The organism is Sphingobacterium sp. 2149, from assembly GCF_031455655.1.
In the GTDB taxonomy this organism is placed as follows: domain Bacteria; phylum Bacteroidota; class Bacteroidia; order Sphingobacteriales; family Sphingobacteriaceae; genus Sphingobacterium.
This window is the reverse complement of the sequence record NZ_JAVDTD010000001.1, coordinates 464,099-481,130: the sequence shown is the minus strand read 5'-3', so window position 1 is coordinate 481,130 and position 17,032 is coordinate 464,099. Positions and strand designations below refer to the sequence as shown.

Below are 17,032 nucleotides of genomic sequence, written 5' to 3'. Positions count from 1 at the left end.
TTGAGAAATCAATATTCTGTTTCGCGTGCATGCATAAAATTTTACTATTTGTCGCAGTGCTCTGTGCACTGCCCCGCTTCAATGCCCTTGGCCAGCAAAAGAATCAACTTGAGCACTATAGCGATAGCCTATATCAACAACTGCTGCGTGTGGACGATCAGGCGAGCAAGGCCCAAGCTCTGTATGAATTGAGCTTTTTTTGGTGCGATTACGATAGTACCCAAGCGCTCAAGTATATCGCAGAAGCCGAACAGGTATTAGGGACCATGCGAAAATCCAGCTACTATAGGGGGTTATCTTATTTCTACCGCGCTGCAGTCTACTTTGACTCAGCACCTTTACAGGCGAAACAGCTTTACTTACAGGCCGAAGATCAGCTTAAAAAGATCGATCAGAAAAATAATGTCTCCGCCCAAAAGCACCGTGCAAGGCTTTGGGGAAGTTATGGCGCATTACTTCAGCGCGAGGGAAAGTCGGATGAATATGTACATGTGCTGCTCAATAAAGTGATACCGATAGCGGAACAGCTTCAGGATAATATCCTGCTGGGCAATAATTACCAGAATGTTGCCATGGTGCTGATGAACCTCCAGGGATATGGCAAGGCCGAACAATACTATGAGAAGGCTTTTCATCTGCTACAGGGGAGAAAAGATTCCGATGAACAGCTTTTGACATTATACGTTAATGCTGCCCGTAATGCGTTGTTTCGGCAGGATGTTAGAGAAGCCAAAAAACGACTCAATAAGGCTGAGAAAATAAGCCTCCGTATTCCCAATTCATCCTATATACCCATTTACCACACTGTTACAGGAAGCTATTGGGCAGCAAAAAAGAACATGTCCAAGGCTAACATCCATTTTGAGCATGGTCTTGCTGCTGCTAAAAGACAGCAAAATAAGGATATGACGGCATCCATTATTTTTGATCAATTCACTGCCTTACAGGAAGCGGGACAATATCAGGCTGCGTTGGACAAGCTGTTGGCCGTACTTCCTTATGTACGAAACAAAGAGTCCCTCAGAAACAAGCAAATGGTGTATGATAACCTCGCGACCACTGCCGTTAAATTGGGACGATGGCGAGAAGCTACCCACTGGTACGAAGCGCACAAAAAACTATCCGATACCCTTTATCAGGATAAGGGCAATGCGCGAATCATGGAACTGGAAAAAATATATCAGACGGCAGAAAAAGAAAAGGAACTATTGCGCATAAAAACAGAGAACCAAGGGCATCAGCTCGCCCTTCAAAAGACGCGCATGTGGGTCGGTGTTCTTGCTTTCGCTATGCTTATTCTATCCTTTTTATCTTTCACCTGGTACACCGCCTTCCTCAACAAGAAAAAGTTGGCCACCCACAAAGAGATGCTCTTAGAGGAGGAAATTAAAAATCGTAAGCAACAAGAAAAATTGAATCTTTATAATGCGATGTTACAGGGACAGGAAAGAGAGCGAAGCCGCATCGCACGGGATCTGCACGACGGATTGGGCGGAATACTGGCGAGCACCAAACTAAAACTTTCGGCGGTTGCGGCAAATGCCAACCCTCAGCAAGAAGCTGCAAAAACGACGGATCTCCATGTAATCATTGAACAACTGGATCATTCCGTTGATGAACTCCGGCGGATAGCGCGCAATATGATGCCAGAGTCTTTGCTATACATGGGTCTGGAAGTCGCCCTCAGGGATCTTTGCAATGCCATGTCACATCCCGACCTTCAGGTCGATTTTCAGGCTTCAAATCTACGAGAACACTACCCGCAAGATTTTCTGATCGCGGCGTACCGGATTCTGCAGGAATTACTGACCAATGCCATAAAGCATAGCGGAGCTTCGCAGGTGTGGGTACAATGTAGTCAGGTGGCGGATAAATTCCACATGAACGTCGAGGACAACGGCAAGGGTTTTGATCCCCAGCATGCAACAATGACCAAGGAAGGGATTGGTATTTCCAACATTCGCAACCGGGTCGACATCTTAAATGGACAATTAGAGATTGATGCAGCAGTAGGAAACGGCGCATCATTCCATATTCAACTTAATATACATGGATAAGGTTATTTCAGTCATTATCGTAGACGATCATCCACTCGTACTGAATGGATTTGAATTTATTTTAAAGAACAGCGCAGACATCGTTTTACTGGGCACATTTACCTCCTCGGCTGATGCTTTAGCTTTTCTTCAAACCCAACCTGTCGATATTGTTTTGGTCGACATCAACATGCCCGGCATGAATGGTATCGATACCACTGCAATCATAAAAAAGGATTTTCCCAACACACAGGTTATTGCGATCAGCAACCTAAATGAAGGCAGCATCGCCCTTCGTATGCTGCAGGCGGGCGCCTTGGGTTATCTTCTCAAAAATGTATCTGCCGAAGACTTAATTCAAGGTATACATTCCGTTCATCAGGGTGAACAGGTGCTCAGCCGAGAAATGAACTTCATATTAAAAGGTAATCAGCAAGATTCTGTTCCAAAGATTACAGAAAGAGAGCGCGAGGTACTCAAATGGATGGCGCAAGGTTATACCACGCCCAAAATTGGCGAATTGATGTTTATCAGCCCATTGACTGTCGAAAGTCACCGTCGAAATCTGCTACAAAAATTTTCCGTCAGCAATTCGGCTTCCTTGATCCACAAGGCTACTGAAATGAAGTTTATCTAATAAGCAACGCGCTGTCTTTGGACAGCGCAACCATCAGTGGCACACCGGCACATAAATCAGGTCTACACCGCCTTCATAGACATTGAATACCGGTCGTGATTCCCATACAATGGTGCAGCCCTGTTGCCCATTGCCCTCCTGTCGGCCGCCCGATCTAAGAAGCTCAAAATGTGTATTTAAGATAGATTCTGCAGGTACACCGCCACCGGATTTAAGATATTTAATTTTGACGTCCAGCATCAGCTTGTCGTCAAAAAGTCGTCCCTTCCACGTGATCTCCTTAGCACTGGCGGTCAGCGATCCATTGACTTCTCCGTTGTCTGCGACGGATAACTCGCCCGATTCAGCGGTAAACCGCCACGAGCGCCCGGTTTGCTTCCCTGGAATAGCAAAAGAGAATCCCTCTTGGCCAGACAGTTCCATGACAAGTACCAAGGTGGAGCTATCGCCTTTTATTTTATCGATGCTGAAAGACCCTTTTCCCTTTACCGGTGCTAAGCGATCGTATCCATGTAAATACATGGTCGACTCGGTACTGCCCAGATAGGCCTGTCTATTCATGCGTTCATTGAACGTCTGCTGATACGAACCAGAATCTTGGGATTTACCACAGGCTATCGTTGTAAACAATAGCGGAAGGACTAACGCTTTTGTGCTGTATTTCATATCTAAATATTTCATAAAACTTTCGTTCGTTGTAAGCTGATGTGCGAAGAAAATTCTCTGCATTACTCAGCTCTATTACAAAATTAACCGTTAGTCCATTTGAAGACAATCCACGAAAACCATGAAAATTAAATCATGAATACGGGCACATCAATATGCAAGTTGGCTTGCAAAAGCTTTCTAAAATTTGGGACTTCGTTAGATAAACTTCTTAATGCTCATCATATAGCCCAGGTGGAGCCCTTCATGAAAATTATTCCATTCGAAGGCATCGTATATTGAAGTGACATGGAAGCCCGTCCCCGTGGTACGGGCGTTATAATGGAGAAATATTTTTTTGTTAAAATCCAGGATAGTCGGCTCAATCTGTTCAACAAGCAAACTTTTAAGCAGATCCGCTTCCTGTTGGGATACCGGTACTGTGGGTTTTGTACCCGACTGGTAATTCAAAAAAACTTCTTGTGGAATATGCCCTTTTACATCCGATCCGATATAAATTAATTTATGCTGTGTGGCAATGATGTGACCGATGTTCCAGATCAGGTTGTTGCCAAAGCCAGCAGGAATGCGATTGAGCTCTTCTAGGGAATAATGCTCAAAAAATTTGAGGTATGCCATACGGCTCGTTTTCCAGGCATTAAAGAGTGATTCCATGTTGTAAAGCTATTTGTCGTACATTTAAAAGATGATTGTAGCACATTTATACGAGATCAATCCGGCCAAACCGTGCGAGTTTATCTGCCCATTTCGAACTGTATGAGTTGTTCAGCTGATGCAGTTCGCCCATGGCGGATGTTCGCACAGGCGAAATATGACAGCGTTCGAAGACATCCTTCTTCACGCTCATAAAGTTTGTCTTTTTGTAAAGGTTATATTCAGCAAAGAGATCTTGATCCAATATACTTACTATTCGGGCAGATTTACCATAGAAATTGTTATCAATTCGGTTAACATCGAGACTGCTTTGATAGGGCAAGAACAGGCGATCAAAGAAGCCTTTGATTTTCGAGGGGATATACGAACGGTAAACGGGACAGAACAATACGATATGTTTAGCCCAATGGAGACGACGCAAAGCAAACTGCAGGTCGGCTTCCAAAGAAGTCGAATGCAACGAAGGAAGTCTGATATTGTAATTAAAGAGCAGATCTGCGATCCGTAGATCATGCACAATGCCGTCCGCCTGCTTTACACCTGTTCGATAAGCATCCATCAGGAAGTCAGTAGACGCTATTTTAAAAAGATCCCCATTGATTAATAAAACGTTCTTCATCTTTTGCTAACATAAGCAAAAAAAATGAATCGCAAACTGATCTCACCCAATAAATCTGCTAATCCAGCAAAGACCAGGTTCGCTTGGTCTGCACCTCCTGCACAACCTTTTGCTCAGCAACGACTATATTTTCCCGTCGTTGACCAATATATTCCAACGTCGCCAATTTACCCCATAACGAAACCATTACCTGCATAAAATCAGCCACACATTCCATCGCTTCTGCAATTTCCAGATGATCGTAACGCAATTCAATAAGGTTTGATAAACGTTCCTCAAAATTTCCGGGTGTCACATCTTTCCACTCATAGAAATATTTTAGCATTTCCTCCCGTTCAGCAGATTCGATCAGCCGTACAGCATTAAAAAATACATGCGCAAAATCCGAAAAATATTTTAAAAGATAAATGGGTGCCTTTTGCGGAAGGATAGATCGGTATTCAAAAAATGAAGTTGCCATATACGCTAAGATACGTTCAGTAATAAAGCGGATATTAAGCCCCAGCTCGGTGATCTTAGGTTTATTCACCGTTTTATCCATTATGCGATATGCGGCTGACTGAAACTCATTCAATGCTCGGTAAAAGCGGTTGTGAAAATCCATCAATTGCGGATGGCTTTCGATATAAACGCAAGGCATAATGTATTGCGAAACCAATAAAGTTTCCTGTCCGTCGTTTACAAGCTTGCCGATAGGCAGAAAAGAACCACTCACCTGCCGTTGCTGTACTGCGGACTTCGTCACAATGTCGATCGTATATTCTTTTTTTACAAACGGGTAACGAAGGGGTGATTCCTCCGGATTAGGTTCGCCAAAAGCCGATTTTCTAAATGAATGTACATATAAAACTACATAATGCTCTCCGATAGCAATTTTCGATACATCCATAAAGGCGCTAAAATTTGCCTCTATCGCACCTTGCTGATAGGCTATATTGATTCGGCTCCCATCGCTGGTGACCGCATTGCAGAACCGAACTTCAACCTCCAGATAATTCGTGTTTTTTTTCAGCAGCGAAATATCAAAAGAACGATCGTACCCCGCAAAGGCCGGCAACAATCCAAAATTCGCATGATGAAGCCCCACTGATATGCCGTCGCGGACGAGATCTTGGGTATATAGATCCGTATGAACAAAATCACCACTGGAGAGTTTCATCCCATCCACCCAATTGATGCCTTCGTAATTTAATGGTTTTTGCATAAGCTTAATGTTATCCTATCGTTTCTGAAACACGCTTGGCGTGAATAGTCATTTTTTCTGTAATCTGATTGCCTGAAATGTCTGCATTTGGGTCTATATATACATTTCTTCTGAAAATAGACCTTTTCACAACAAATATCCAACGCTGGTATTCCCCCTGATCATCCACGTAGCGTACCGGGGCACTTGGAAATTTGGCATTATAATCTTCAATAAATTTTTGGAACCACAGTCCGAAGTTCATCTTCTCTGGCGCTTTCACCTTCACGCGCAACGGCTCCACGTCTTTGCTATCCTTATAGAGTTCCAGTTCCAATACCAATAGCTTATCAAAATCCAAATGATCCAGACTGATTTCTTCTGGAAACCGTGGGTATTCCCATACCCGATGAATTTCCATAGGGATAGATAACAGCGCAATGTAGGTCCACCAAAAGAACATAGGAACCATAAAAATGGAGATACTGGTGGCTGCCCACCATCCCAATCGGAATGGGCTCATCCAATCGAAAAACAGTTTATATATATATATTGCCAGCAACAGCATGACAAACATGACGAAAAACACAAATACCTTTTTGTTCTCCAACGTGTTGAGATCCCATTTACTCAGCAGATACACCCAAAGCACCCCTAGTCCCAACGCATACATCATGGTCATAAAATAGCCCCACGGCATATAGCCAAAGCCCAAAAACCCGAAAAAACCGGGCAATGCCAGAGCTAGTCCTCCTAGAAGGATCGAAATAATTAACTTCTTATTGCTAAGAAGAGAATTCTTCTTATTCCAGACCGACAATACAATTGTCGAAATAAATACTAATAAAGGCGCAAGTATGTACCTCAAAAAAACTGTTTGTACTTCCATTTCAGCTGTTGCAGTATTCACAAACTAATATACTATCTTTAAATAAACAATTTATAATTAAAATCCCCGGTCAGAGTGAAAACAATCTACTGGGTTAAAACAATCTATTGGGCTTATATGTTCAAGGAAAAATGATTTCTATGAAAAAAAAGGACGGTTTATTCACCAGCAATAGCATGACATCAGATATCAAGGCCAGCCAAAAGGCGGCGGATCTTATTCAGCAAGGCGTAGATCCAGATCATATTATCTTTACTTGTGATGGTTCAAGCCGTCGCCCCTTCTCTACAGAAATTCAATCTGTCAACCCTTATATCTCCGAGACGAGCAATGAAGAATTTGTACGCATCCATATGAACCGTGAGGGCTTTTATGATATGCTCCCCGAAGGCCTCTTTCATACCCTACATGCTGGCAGTGAAATTCTTGACGAAGATGTTATGATCCAAGATGTTAGAAACAAGCGTCGCCAGGAGCAAAATGCCCGTAAGTTTTTCGCCCCATTTGAAAACGAATTGTTCTATTTACGGACGCAACTGGATCAATATGAAAGCCGTCTTGATATGCAAACAACTTATCAGGATATGAGCAACCTACTGCTCTCCAATTTTCCCGAACTACACCGCCTGAGCCCCCGCCAACGTGTTATCTGGATGCACTTTATTCCTGAAATCCACAACTACAAAAACGATATCGCTTATGCCCAACAACTGTTGCGCAACCTGCTCAACATTCCCATTGAAATCCATCGTGCAACACATGACCGCAAAATCGACTGGCAAGAAATCGGGCTTCCACCCAGTACATTGGGCTATTGCCAGCTCGGAGTCGACAGTTTGACCACGATGAACTTTGAACGCAATGAGAGCTATCTTAACATCACGATAGGACCGTCCTATCCCCAACTTTTAAAGAACTATCTCCCCAACGCCAAAGACGAATATATCATTCATCTGGTGCTGGACAACCTTTTCCCGGCTCATCTAAACCGACACTTGCGCTATGACCTTCTTCCAGAGGTGAAACATAGCTATTTAAGCGATGAGCAGGGTAACAACCCCACTGTATTGGGACACACCTCATACCTGTAGTCTACTTCACTCTAGTCCACATATCTGTAGTCTACTTAATAGTAGTATACGCGACAGACCAGCCTACTTGCTATACAACAACTTATAGCGTCTTCAGTAGCAGACGATAGTGCACTTCCATGCTGCTGCGCACCTGTAGCTTACTCATCACCTGTTCCAATAACTCATTCCACTCGGAGTCTTCCAGATCAAAGCTTCCATCAGGCTCCACGTAGATATCAGTGGTTTTCTGAAACCCTTTTCTTGGATCGGCATCCATCATTACTCCAGACTTAATTTCAATACGTTTAACCACCTGTCCGAGTTCCAGTTTAATGAAATTGATAATATCATTCTTACTAACGATGCGATCTCCGGTGGTCACATTGTATTTAAAAGCTTGCAAACTATCCCTTCGGTTGAGACGCGAACGTCCGCCTCTACTTGTGGTAAGAAAGACAAGCTGTTCATAATTTTTTACCGCACCCAGCTGGATCTGCAAAGGCGTACCGACAGCAATGCCGTTCGCTAGCTCTGCTTGGGTCATCCACATCTTCGTAAAAAGGAGGTCGCCATCATTTTTTGGATTCATTACAATGTACTGCTTGAAATCATTTTTTCGGAGTTGTAAGGCCTTTCCCTTTTGCTGTATCATAGCTAAGTTTTTGTCCAACTCACGCAATATAGCATTCAAGAAATCAGCATTATAAGACAAAAAAGCAGCCTTCTCATCCCGTATCAGTTCAAACAGGTAATCCAGCAAATCTTTGGCAGTACGATTATCAAGTCTTTCGACTCCACCCTGTCGCACGGTGTAAAAGCCTGCTTCGGCGTGTACACCGGATCTGTTGTAAGGCACTTCACTATATTTTTCCCCCTCCTGATCCAATACCTCTTCCACCGTCAGTAGTTGTTCAAGCTGCGCGGTTTCGATACCAACAATGTTTTTAAGGGCTTTCACCCGATGCTTACCTTCGACCAAGCGCTTATTGACAACAGGAAATGCATTTATTTGTACATGTAGTTCATCAAGCAGCTGCACCGGCATGGAAGTCGGCATGTCAATACGAATCCAATCCAGATCCTGCTCGAGGCGATCCGTCATCTGCTGTTCAAAATGCGCTACAATTTCCTCCGGTAGCGAACTAGTTTTCCCAAAACAAGCCGCATCCGGCTCATCGTCCAAGGTCAGAAAATGCTGCTGATAATAGCCCTCTATGTCCTGGCTTAAGTTAAAGAGGTAATTTTTACGGTCAAACAGTTCGTCCACTAAGCGATCCGAGCGCTTTAAAAACCTATTTTGATGGTGTTTTATGGGAATTCCATTCAGGTGCCATTTTCCAAGGTTTAGAACTTTGTAGATCTCCCGGTTGACCTGATAATTGCCCCAGTCGAAATAGAAATTTAAACCCGCAAAGGATTTCCTACGGTCGTACTCCAAACATTTTATACCCAGAAAGACAGAATGCCCAGTATTGATATGCAGCGATTTTCCTAGCGAACGTTTTACATTGGGCTGTATTTCAAACAGCTGCCTGGGGGTAGCCATATAACGGATCTTTCCATGAAATAGATGCACTTCTTCCAAACTGGAAAAATTCATTTCCACCATTTTTTCCTCTTTTGAAGCGCCGACAGAAACAATTTTTTTCTTCATGTTCATATGCAGGTAAGGGCTTATACGCACCTCATCTTCAATTGGTTGGTACAGCAAGATCGCATGAGCTGGCAGTGGCGCTACCAGATAGTCCGGTGCCAAGAGACGACCGATCTTATCAAAGATCCGATTCTCAAAATCGCGCACATCATTCGACACCTGAAAGATCTCACTGCTCAGCACTTCCATCAATAAAAGGACCACCGGATCAAAGTCAAAGACCTTTTGGATTCCCCAAAGCTCCTGGGCCTTCTTAATGATCCTATTGCGAATCTCTTCCTTACTGGAGTAAAAAATATCGTTCATCTGCTCTTTGCTCACTACTTAGCTAATGGACTTAAAAATAATGAAGTACTGAATGCATAGCGCTCCCCAGTCTCCACCATCTTACCCTCCACATAAATCATTACTTTCTTTTTGATCTCCGCGACCTTCCGCTTGGGAAAGAATGTTTCCACTTCAGAAATATTAACCTTGACCACCACCTGTGCGATGCGCCACTCATAACGCGTAATGGAATCGAGCAGTGATTTTCTAAACTTTTCTTCCCATAGACTCTCGCTGACGATCAATTCAAAATCCAGGTCCCAAATGGCACATCCAAAATCGGCGTTAAAGCGGTGCTCTCCCTTTCGAGTAAATATGATCAGCTCCAGATAGTTTGAAATGGATTTACCCAGATCCGACTCTTTCAACCGGTGATTCTCCACAGGGAGGTTTAACTGTAAGGGTTTATCCAGGTAAAATTCCATATAAACTCATTTATTGCTGATTGTACTCACTGGCCCATGTCGTGCTTTCATCTTCCCCTTTGTAGCCATCCAATTTGACCATAAAACTTTTGGCTGGAAAGAATGGAGTAATATGGATATCAAGATGAATTTTATCTTTTTGCTGATCATCGCGTTCAAATCGCATGATTTTAAAGCGCTCAATCAGTCTATCTGGCCCTTGAATACTGTCCAAAAACTTTACAATCTGCGCACGCAAATCTTTTTCCGTCTTGGTCGTCCAGTTTTCAAACGCTCTGCGGTTCAGAAAATCAAAGAGGACTTTGGTCACATAATCAAATACACGCACCACAGAGTAAGTCTGCAAGCCAATATTATCACCATTAAATAACGTTTTGGCGGAGAATGCCATCACCTTTCCATATTCATTCACCATTGGAACCAATCCAATACGCTCGAGATGCGAAATTTCACTTTTCTTAAGGTCAAACTTTACCCCATCAACCTCATTGATTGTACCGTGTTTCTTTCCTGCGGTTACCTGCGACATCAATGTATAATACATTTTTCCCGCCAGGGCGGCAGAGCCCGGTACAGTAAGATCTTCCTCCTCGCCTACAGTGGTATTTTTCTCCCGTCCAATCAACCAGTTGGTCGTCATGATGACGTTGGATTTATACGCTTCCGCGCTGGTGTAATTACCAGATGTGAAGAGGTCAATCACGTCATCCGGCTGTTCGAGATCTGCAAAATCGGTAACGAGCATCGCTTTATTCGCATTGGCAATTTTCGCCCAGCGATCCAATACCTTGTTGGATCCTAGATAGCCTGGCAACACCAATAGCGAATAGTTGTCGCGAAGGTCGAGCCTATCATAATTCTGTTTGAACTCTTCAGACACATATTCGATAAAACGCGGGTTGTCCAGGTCTGTCAGCTGGTCCATACTGGCATTCATGAGGACCACGTTGTCCACTTTATCAGCTTCTGTGTTCTTATAGAACAGGTGGACAGAGCGATAAGCCTGCTCCAGCTCACGGGTTGCTTCCAAAGCCGTTCCCAAATTGTGGTTCAATGTCTCTTCGGCTACCTTCAGCTTTTCAGCGCTTTTATCTACCATAGAAGCAACGGAATCCGAATTTTCCAAAAGATCTACCCAAAGTTCCATCTTCTTTTTAAGTTGTTCACGTTCCTTCTTTTTTTGGTCATCGCTCAAAAAAATCTGCTTGCGTGCTTTACGTTCCGGATTTAAATTTTGGATACCATCCACCGACGCTTCCAATAGATCAAAGCCCCCCACACGCACCAGCTTATCCAAACTTTCTTGCAAGCTTTCGGTAGCTGAACGATCCTTTACCTCTTTATATCCGGCAGCGCTACCCGCTTGTGCCGCTTTTTCTTCTTGTGTATTTGCCATAGGTCCTATTTATTAGCTTCTAATTCAGCGATAAAATTTTTCAGCACATTGATGAATGCAGCCTTTGTTTCGGCATTTTCAATGGCAGATTTCAAAGTTTTATTCGATTTCAGCTGTTTAATCACACTTGCAGAAAGATCTTTTTGAACACTTAGATTAGACAAAAAATCACTTTGCATCGTTAGATTCTTTGCTGAAAAATCCCCCAGATTTTGAAATTTCAGCTCTTCATGAACGCTGCTACCGTCTTCATCCTCAAAGGATACGCCCACACTCGGCTTGAAATGCGCAAATACATCCTCCACTTTCTTTAGTCCTTCTACTTTCTCTGGACGCAAAGGATCATTATCGGTCAATTTCTGAATAAACATCGTTTTATTGAACGAGATGTCCACAATGGATTCCGAAGTCTCAACTTTCCTTTCGTTTCCACCAATTTCGTACTCAAACATATATCTAAAAATTAAGTTTATACTCTAATTAATTTGTCCTATTCTAATTACAATATACTAAAATATTAACATAATACCGTCAGCAAACGCGTTAGTACACTGTATTAAAACAACATACAGCTATTTCTGTTTTATTTCCCACGTGAGAATCTCCTGACTTGCATCCCAGCCGACCGTCAGTATGGCCCCTTTATTCAACTCGCCTGCAATAAGCATTTTTGAAATCGGACGCCGCAGTTCATTGCGAATACCTGCGGCCAGCTGCCTTGCACCGTATTTGGGCGTAAAGCCCTTCATCGCAATAGCTTGCTTGGCTTCGGCAGTTACGACCAGATCAACCCCCTGCTTGTCGAGCAGCTGAATGAGTTGTTGGAGTTGAATATCAAAGATCTTAACGACATTATCTTTAGATATTGGCGCGAAAGGCACAATTTCAGCAATACGCGCCAAAAACTCAGGCCTAAAATGGGCGGTCATGATTTCCATCAACTGATTATGCGTTGGGAAGCCTTTACCCGCATCGATTTGTCCAGCAATCCACTCACTCCCAATGTTAGAGGTAAATAAAATCAGGGAATTGCTAAAATCACCAGCTTTTCCTAAGCGGTCGTGCATCATGCCTTCGTCCAGGATCTGTAAGAATGTATCAAACACGGAAGGATGTGCTTTTTCGATTTCGTCAAAAAGCAAAACCGAATAAGGTTGCTGTCTGATTTTGTTGACCAGCAGTCCACCTTCCTCATACCCTACATAACCCGGCGGAGCTCCATAGAGCAATGCCGCACTATGTTCCTCCTTAAATTCCGACATATCAAAGCGGATCATTGCTTTCTCATCATTGAACAGAAACTCGGCTATGGATTTTGCAAGTTCTGTTTTCCCGGTACCTGTAGGTCCCAAAAGGAAGAAAGAGCCAATGGGCTGGCCTTTTTTATTCAAACCACTTCTCGACTCCAGTATGGCCTCCGACACTGCTTTGATAGCCTGATCTTGCCCTACGACACGCTTCTGTAGGTAACTTTCAATCTGCAACAGCTTTTCTTTTTCTCCGGCCTGTAGTTTTCCCATCGGAATTCCAGTTTTATGCGCCATCACCGCAACAATATCCTGCTTGCTGAGCGTATCGGACAACTGTTGCGCATGCATTTTCAACTGTGGTATAATGTGTACAAGAAAGTCAGCATAGTGTTGAGCAGACTCCAAGTCTTCATAACGTTCCTCTTCATTTAACATTCCCAAGAGAATGGGGCTCAACCTATTAAACAGCGCATCTGTAAGCCACTTATATGCATCAAACTGCTCCCGCTCACTTTTCTGTTGCAGTTCAGTTCTGAGATGCTGAAATTCTTCGTCTATCTGCTCAAGGATGCTGAGCGAACCACTTTTCGCAAGCTTTAGTGCCGCCATACTGCGGTCCATAAGATCAAATGCCGAATCAGGCAGATGACGGTCCTTTAAGTATCTTTTTGCTAGCGAGACTGTTACGGGAAGTGCGGCGCTATCTACCTTCAATTCATGGTGCTGTTCGTACCTATCCAACACCTTTTCAATCATTTTAATGGCTTTCTCTTCCGTTGGCTCGGCAATTTGCAGCAATTCAAAACGTCTACTGAAGGCCTGTTCGGGTTCAATAATCTTTCGATACTCTTCTAGCGTGGTGGCTCCGATTACGGTAATCTCACCACGGGCCAATTCAGGTTTCAGCAAATTTCCCGCCCCAGAACCGATGGGTCCCTTGCTATCTAAAAGCGTATGTATTTCATCAATAAATAAGATAGCCTTATCGAATCGCTTAATTTCTGCGATAATTCTCTTCAGTCGGTCTTCTATTTCACCCTTGTAACTTGCCCCTGCGATGAGGGCACCAAGATCAAGTTCAAAAAGTTGTGCTGCCTTGAGCTGTTCCGGCACATGGCCATTTACGATATCGATGGCAAAGCCGTCCACAAGCGCTGTTTTACCCACGCCTGCTTCCCCAGCAATAATTACGTTGGGTTTGTTGCGTCGGCAGAGGATTTCGAGCATCATGCGTATCTCGCGATCGCGACCCACAATCGGATCCGATTTCCCTTCGCGCACCAGCTGCAGACGATCGATACAATACTGATGCAACGCATTATGCAAGCCGCTTGGCTCGCCGCTCTGCGTGCTACTGCTTCCAGCAGCACCCGATACCGCCTGTGTTAGCTGATTTTGATCAATATATAGATCATATATCTCCTTTTCTTTGATCGGAAAAGATTTCAACTGATTGACATCAAACGCAATACCCGCTTTGGAGATGGCGGCCAATGCACATATAGGTGTGATAAGATCTAGTCCCAGTTTAATGCGCACCAGGTCGGCTTCGTCCAATAACCGCACCACTGCTTCATTCCCTCTGATTTCCTCGGCAGGTGGCACGTTGCTGGATCGCTCCAGTTCGTCCATACGCACTTCGGCCCATTCGGAGATGTACTGGTCGTCTTTGTCAATCGATTGTACAAATTGTCTTAAGCCGACATCTTTGTGCATTAAAGCTTTTAACAGATGCGCTGGGCCGAACTTGTTTTGATGGTATTCTTCCGCCAAGGCCTGTGCAATATGAATTGCTAATTTTACAGATTCACTAAAATTACTAATCGTCATTAATTTGCCGTTTGAATGGTGTTCATATTAAAAAAGCTGCCACGTACCCGGTAATATTGCTCGCCGTTGGAGAAAAATTTACCTTGATTTTGAGCATAAGTACGCGTCATGGACATCACCTTCTGTAAATAGACGATATACTCTTCGAATGACGGTAGCGACATCTCCTTCTTGTTCTTTAATGCTTCCACTTTCATGTCGGTAAATGTATTGTGGAGCAACGGAATTCCCAACATCACGGAGAAGTACTTTCCTAATGTCCATTTGTCTACATCACGGGCAGAATACATTGGCCATTTTTTCTTATATTCGTCGATATAGTTATCATATAGTTTTTTACGGAAAGAATTGTCATCCTTCACTAAGTTATCTCCACTCATAACCGACAGCATACTGCTGAATTCGTTGAACTCGCCTGCGTTCAGGATCAAATCAAAATCGAGCCCTTTGGTAAGCTGATATTGTAAATCCGGACTGAATTTCAGGGTAGACGCAAATTTGAATGCATTGTGCGGCATCCCTTCACCCACATCCCTATTGAATTTTCCTCCTAATAATTTGGCCACGGTCGGATTAACATTAGCATTTTCAATACCTGTCAGTCTAAAAGCACTATCTAAGCTATGGATATGCGAGCGTATATCCTGCCGGGTTTCGTCCATAAAACGATAGAATGCTACATTGAAACTTTTATTATTTAATGCCGAACCTCTTGTAGGGAACACCACGCCACCCTGAATAAGGCTATTTTTCGGAAAATCAAGGTAGTAGGAAATCGAATCTGTCAAGTTAAAATCATAAGACTGATTACCGAAAGCTTCTCCACGTACCAATTGAAATTTTCGCCTTTCAGCCGCATAATAGGCTTCACTGGAGACCAGCTTTCGAGATTGAACAATAAAATCGTTAAACGTTGTTGGTGTGCTATTGTAAGCTTGTAAGATCACCATTCGACCCTCTACATCGGCTACACGGCGTGCTATTGAAGACAGTTGACTGTTGTTTGCACCACCCAAATTACCTGTAGCACCAACAATCACGAAAAGATTTGTTTGTTGCGCCACATCCTTAACCAAGTTAGTGGCCTGTGCGATCCCCTCAAAAAGGGGCTGCTCCGCATTTCCACGATCACATTCACTGGTTATTTTGGATTGGTCACGTAAAAATCCTACCAGCTTGCGAAAATCATCGGTCAGCTCCAACGAGGCGCTTCGTCCACCACATGACGATGGGTTGCGGAACACCACACTTCCGTATTTTACATTTTGCTTATTAAAGACCTGTTCGACACTATTTTCAAACCCCTGAATGGTATTGGTAAGACTGGCAAAATGGTTACGCATCGCGTTTCCACCATCGATTACAAAAATAATATTGACTTTCGACCTGTTTTTGATCAGGTTGATCAATCCAGGATAAGTCAGTTCAGCCCCATTAATGGTGAGCACCTTATTATTCGATTTATTGAACACATCAACCGCATAATGCGTAGCGATGCCCGAATCATCAACGGTACGCACAGGCAAACCGAGCATGGTGATATTCGCTGTATCTATCAATGGGTCCACCATAAAAGGTTCGAATCCATCGATACGATTTTTATTGATCTTTGCCACCACGGTATCGGCCTGCGGTGATTCAAATGTATAGGGCGCAAAATACAGGCGATGACCCCAATTTTGTACGACCGATGCTGACACCCAGCCTTTGATATATTTTGCTGCCTCACGCGGAACAAACTGATCCGTCGATCCAATCAGAAACTGCTTGCCGTCATCCGACTTCTTGAAGATATACACGTAATTATGCAGGGCCACCTTAGATTTCCCATTTTTAAGATCAGGTCCGTCAAAAACAAAAATAGAATCTTTTTTATCGAAATAATACTGTCCATTCAGTAAAGGCTCTACATCATTGATAATGGTTAGCGCTTTATTGGGGAATCGGGTTGCTACATCGACAAAAGAACGCTGCCAAAGCAACAACTTATCCTTTGCTATCCAACCCACACTTTCCACACGTTTTTTATCTTTCAGCTTAAGGCCGCGTACCATATTATCGCTAAACCGCAGGAGTTTAAGATAGCCGTCCTTTTCTTCCGACACATAAAAAGGCTGCATAAACGAAAGTTTTTCCATCATGAGCGTACCACCCGGCGAAGTGCTGGTATGATTATCATTTCTATCCGAAAAAACAATCCAAGGGAGGTTAGACTTATCGAAAGATTCTTTGGTCGATGTCGAAGCATTAGGTTCGAGGTATGGAATAGGCAGTCCCACCACAGATCCGCCAAATGAGGTCGCAGACTGTGCGAGGAGGTCATTTGCGCTAAGGGCACTCCACAGCAGGCCCAGGCATAAGGTACAAAACCGAAAAGAGTTAACTAAGTTCAT

The 17,032-nt window shown here is 43.5% G+C and carries 14 protein-coding genes; 3 read left to right on the top strand and 11 right to left on the bottom strand.

The features are described 5' to 3' along the window. Positions 1 to 29 precede the first annotated feature (29 nt). On the top strand, positions 30 to 2,057 hold the full coding sequence (locus J2X77_RS01925; protein ID WP_310078743.1) for a sensor histidine kinase: 2,028 nt from the start codon (positions 30 to 32) through the stop codon (positions 2,055 to 2,057). Beyond that, positions 2,050 to 2,673 carry a response regulator transcription factor gene (locus tag J2X77_RS01920; RefSeq protein ID WP_293936206.1) on the top strand — a complete coding sequence of 208 codons (624 nt, stop codon included), beginning with the start codon at positions 2,050 to 2,052 and terminating at the stop codon, positions 2,671 to 2,673. Before J2X77_RS01925 ends, J2X77_RS01920 begins: the two co-directional genes overlap by 8 nt. Before the next feature lie 33 nt (positions 2,674 to 2,706). Here the strand turns inward: J2X77_RS01920 and J2X77_RS01915 are convergent, their stop codons facing one another. The 5 genes from J2X77_RS01915 to J2X77_RS01895 all read right to left on the bottom strand — a co-directional run bounded on the left by J2X77_RS01915 (position 2,707) and on the right by J2X77_RS01895 (position 6,705). Beyond that, entirely contained in the window at positions 2,707 to 3,354 is a 648-nt protein-coding gene (locus J2X77_RS01915; protein WP_310078741.1) for a hypothetical protein, read from the bottom strand. 183 nt (positions 3,355 to 3,537) lie between these two features. Next, positions 3,538 to 3,993, bottom strand: a complete 456-nt coding sequence (locus J2X77_RS01910; protein ID WP_209579811.1) for a DinB family protein — start codon at positions 3,991 to 3,993, stop codon at positions 3,538 to 3,540. A 46-nt stretch (positions 3,994 to 4,039) separates the two neighbouring features. After that, on the bottom strand, positions 4,040 to 4,612 hold the full coding sequence (locus J2X77_RS01905) for an NAD(P)H-dependent oxidoreductase (protein ID WP_293936202.1): 573 nt from the start codon (positions 4,610 to 4,612) through the stop codon (positions 4,040 to 4,042). A 58-nt stretch (positions 4,613 to 4,670) separates the two neighbouring features. Beyond that, positions 4,671 to 5,816 (bottom strand): hypothetical protein, encoded by a 1,146-nt coding sequence (locus tag J2X77_RS01900; protein ID WP_209579796.1) that lies wholly within the window; start codon positions 5,814 to 5,816, stop codon positions 4,671 to 4,673. A gap of 10 nt (positions 5,817 to 5,826) precedes the next feature. Next, on the bottom strand, positions 5,827 to 6,705 hold the full coding sequence (locus tag J2X77_RS01895) for a TssN family type VI secretion system protein (RefSeq protein ID WP_310078737.1): 879 nt from the start codon (positions 6,703 to 6,705) through the stop codon (positions 5,827 to 5,829). 332 nt (positions 6,706 to 7,037) lie between these two features. Here J2X77_RS01895 and J2X77_RS01890 point away from each other — a divergent pair, with 332 nt between their 5' ends. Next, the gene (locus tag J2X77_RS01890) at positions 7,038 to 7,775 is read left to right on the top strand and encodes a hypothetical protein (RefSeq protein WP_209579794.1); all 738 of its coding nucleotides are present in this window, start codon (positions 7,038 to 7,040) and stop codon (positions 7,773 to 7,775) included. 82 nt (positions 7,776 to 7,857) lie between these two features. Here J2X77_RS01890 and J2X77_RS01885 read toward each other — a convergent pair whose 3' ends face one another. The 6 genes from J2X77_RS01885 to tssR form a co-directional block, all read right to left on the bottom strand. Beyond that, a complete protein-coding gene (locus J2X77_RS01885; RefSeq protein ID WP_209579792.1) occupies positions 7,858 to 9,717 on the bottom strand; it encodes a type VI secretion system baseplate subunit TssF in 1,860 nt (619 codons plus the stop codon). A gap of 14 nt (positions 9,718 to 9,731) precedes the next feature. Next, positions 9,732 to 10,163: a GPW/gp25 family protein gene (locus J2X77_RS01880; protein WP_209579790.1), complete on the bottom strand. Its 432-nt coding sequence runs from the start codon at positions 10,161 to 10,163 to the stop codon at positions 9,732 to 9,734. A 10-nt stretch (positions 10,164 to 10,173) separates the two neighbouring features. Beyond that, positions 10,174 to 11,559: a DUF5458 family protein gene (locus J2X77_RS01875; protein ID WP_209579788.1), complete on the bottom strand. Its 1,386-nt coding sequence runs from the start codon at positions 11,557 to 11,559 to the stop codon at positions 10,174 to 10,176. 5 nt (positions 11,560 to 11,564) lie between these two features. Beyond that, complete coding sequence (locus J2X77_RS01870; protein ID WP_209579786.1) at positions 11,565 to 12,011, bottom strand: hypothetical protein; 447 nt, start codon at positions 12,009 to 12,011, stop codon at positions 11,565 to 11,567. Positions 12,012 to 12,131: 120 nt separating this feature from the next. Continuing rightward, entirely contained in the window at positions 12,132 to 14,639 is a 2,508-nt protein-coding gene (locus J2X77_RS01865) for an ATP-dependent Clp protease ATP-binding subunit (protein WP_209579784.1), read from the bottom strand. Next, a complete protein-coding gene (gene tssR / locus J2X77_RS01860) occupies positions 14,639 to 17,032 on the bottom strand; it encodes a type VI secretion system protein TssR domain-containing protein (RefSeq protein ID WP_209579781.1) in 2,394 nt (797 codons plus the stop codon). The genes J2X77_RS01865 and tssR overlap by 1 nt, the downstream gene beginning before the upstream one ends.

What these genes read in the sequence shown, in the direction of transcription:
- J2X77_RS01925 (WP_310078743.1), top strand. Translation starts at nt 30, where the DNA reads ATGCATAAAATTTTACTATTTGTCGCAGTGCTCTGTGCACTGCCCCGC.
- J2X77_RS01920 (WP_293936206.1), top strand. Translation starts at nt 2,050, where the DNA reads ATGGATAAGGTTATTTCAGTCATTATCGTAGACGATCATCCACTCGTA.
- J2X77_RS01915 (WP_310078741.1), bottom strand. Translation starts at nt 3,354, where the DNA reads ATGAAATATTTAGATATGAAATACAGCACAAAAGCGTTAGTCCTTCCG.
- J2X77_RS01910 (WP_209579811.1), bottom strand. Translation starts at nt 3,993, where the DNA reads ATGGAATCACTCTTTAATGCCTGGAAAACGAGCCGTATGGCATACCTC.
- J2X77_RS01905 (WP_293936202.1), bottom strand. Translation starts at nt 4,612, where the DNA reads ATGAAGAACGTTTTATTAATCAATGGGGATCTTTTTAAAATAGCGTCT.
- J2X77_RS01900 (WP_209579796.1), bottom strand. Translation starts at nt 5,816, where the DNA reads ATGCAAAAACCATTAAATTACGAAGGCATCAATTGGGTGGATGGGATG.
- J2X77_RS01890 (WP_209579794.1), top strand. Translation starts at nt 7,038, where the DNA reads ATGAACCGTGAGGGCTTTTATGATATGCTCCCCGAAGGCCTCTTTCAT.
- J2X77_RS01885 (WP_209579792.1), bottom strand. Translation starts at nt 9,717, where the DNA reads ATGAACGATATTTTTTACTCCAGTAAGGAAGAGATTCGCAATAGGATC.
- J2X77_RS01880 (WP_209579790.1), bottom strand. Translation starts at nt 10,163, where the DNA reads ATGGAATTTTACCTGGATAAACCCTTACAGTTAAACCTCCCTGTGGAG.
- J2X77_RS01875 (WP_209579788.1), bottom strand. Translation starts at nt 11,559, where the DNA reads ATGGCAAATACACAAGAAGAAAAAGCGGCACAAGCGGGTAGCGCTGCC.
- J2X77_RS01870 (WP_209579786.1), bottom strand. Translation starts at nt 12,011, where the DNA reads ATGTTTGAGTACGAAATTGGTGGAAACGAAAGGAAAGTTGAGACTTCG.
- J2X77_RS01865 (WP_209579784.1), bottom strand. Translation starts at nt 14,639, where the DNA reads ATGACGATTAGTAATTTTAGTGAATCTGTAAAATTAGCAATTCATATT.
- tssR (WP_209579781.1), bottom strand. Translation starts at nt 17,032, where the DNA reads ATGAACTTAGTTAACTCTTTTCGGTTTTGTACCTTATGCCTGGGCCTG.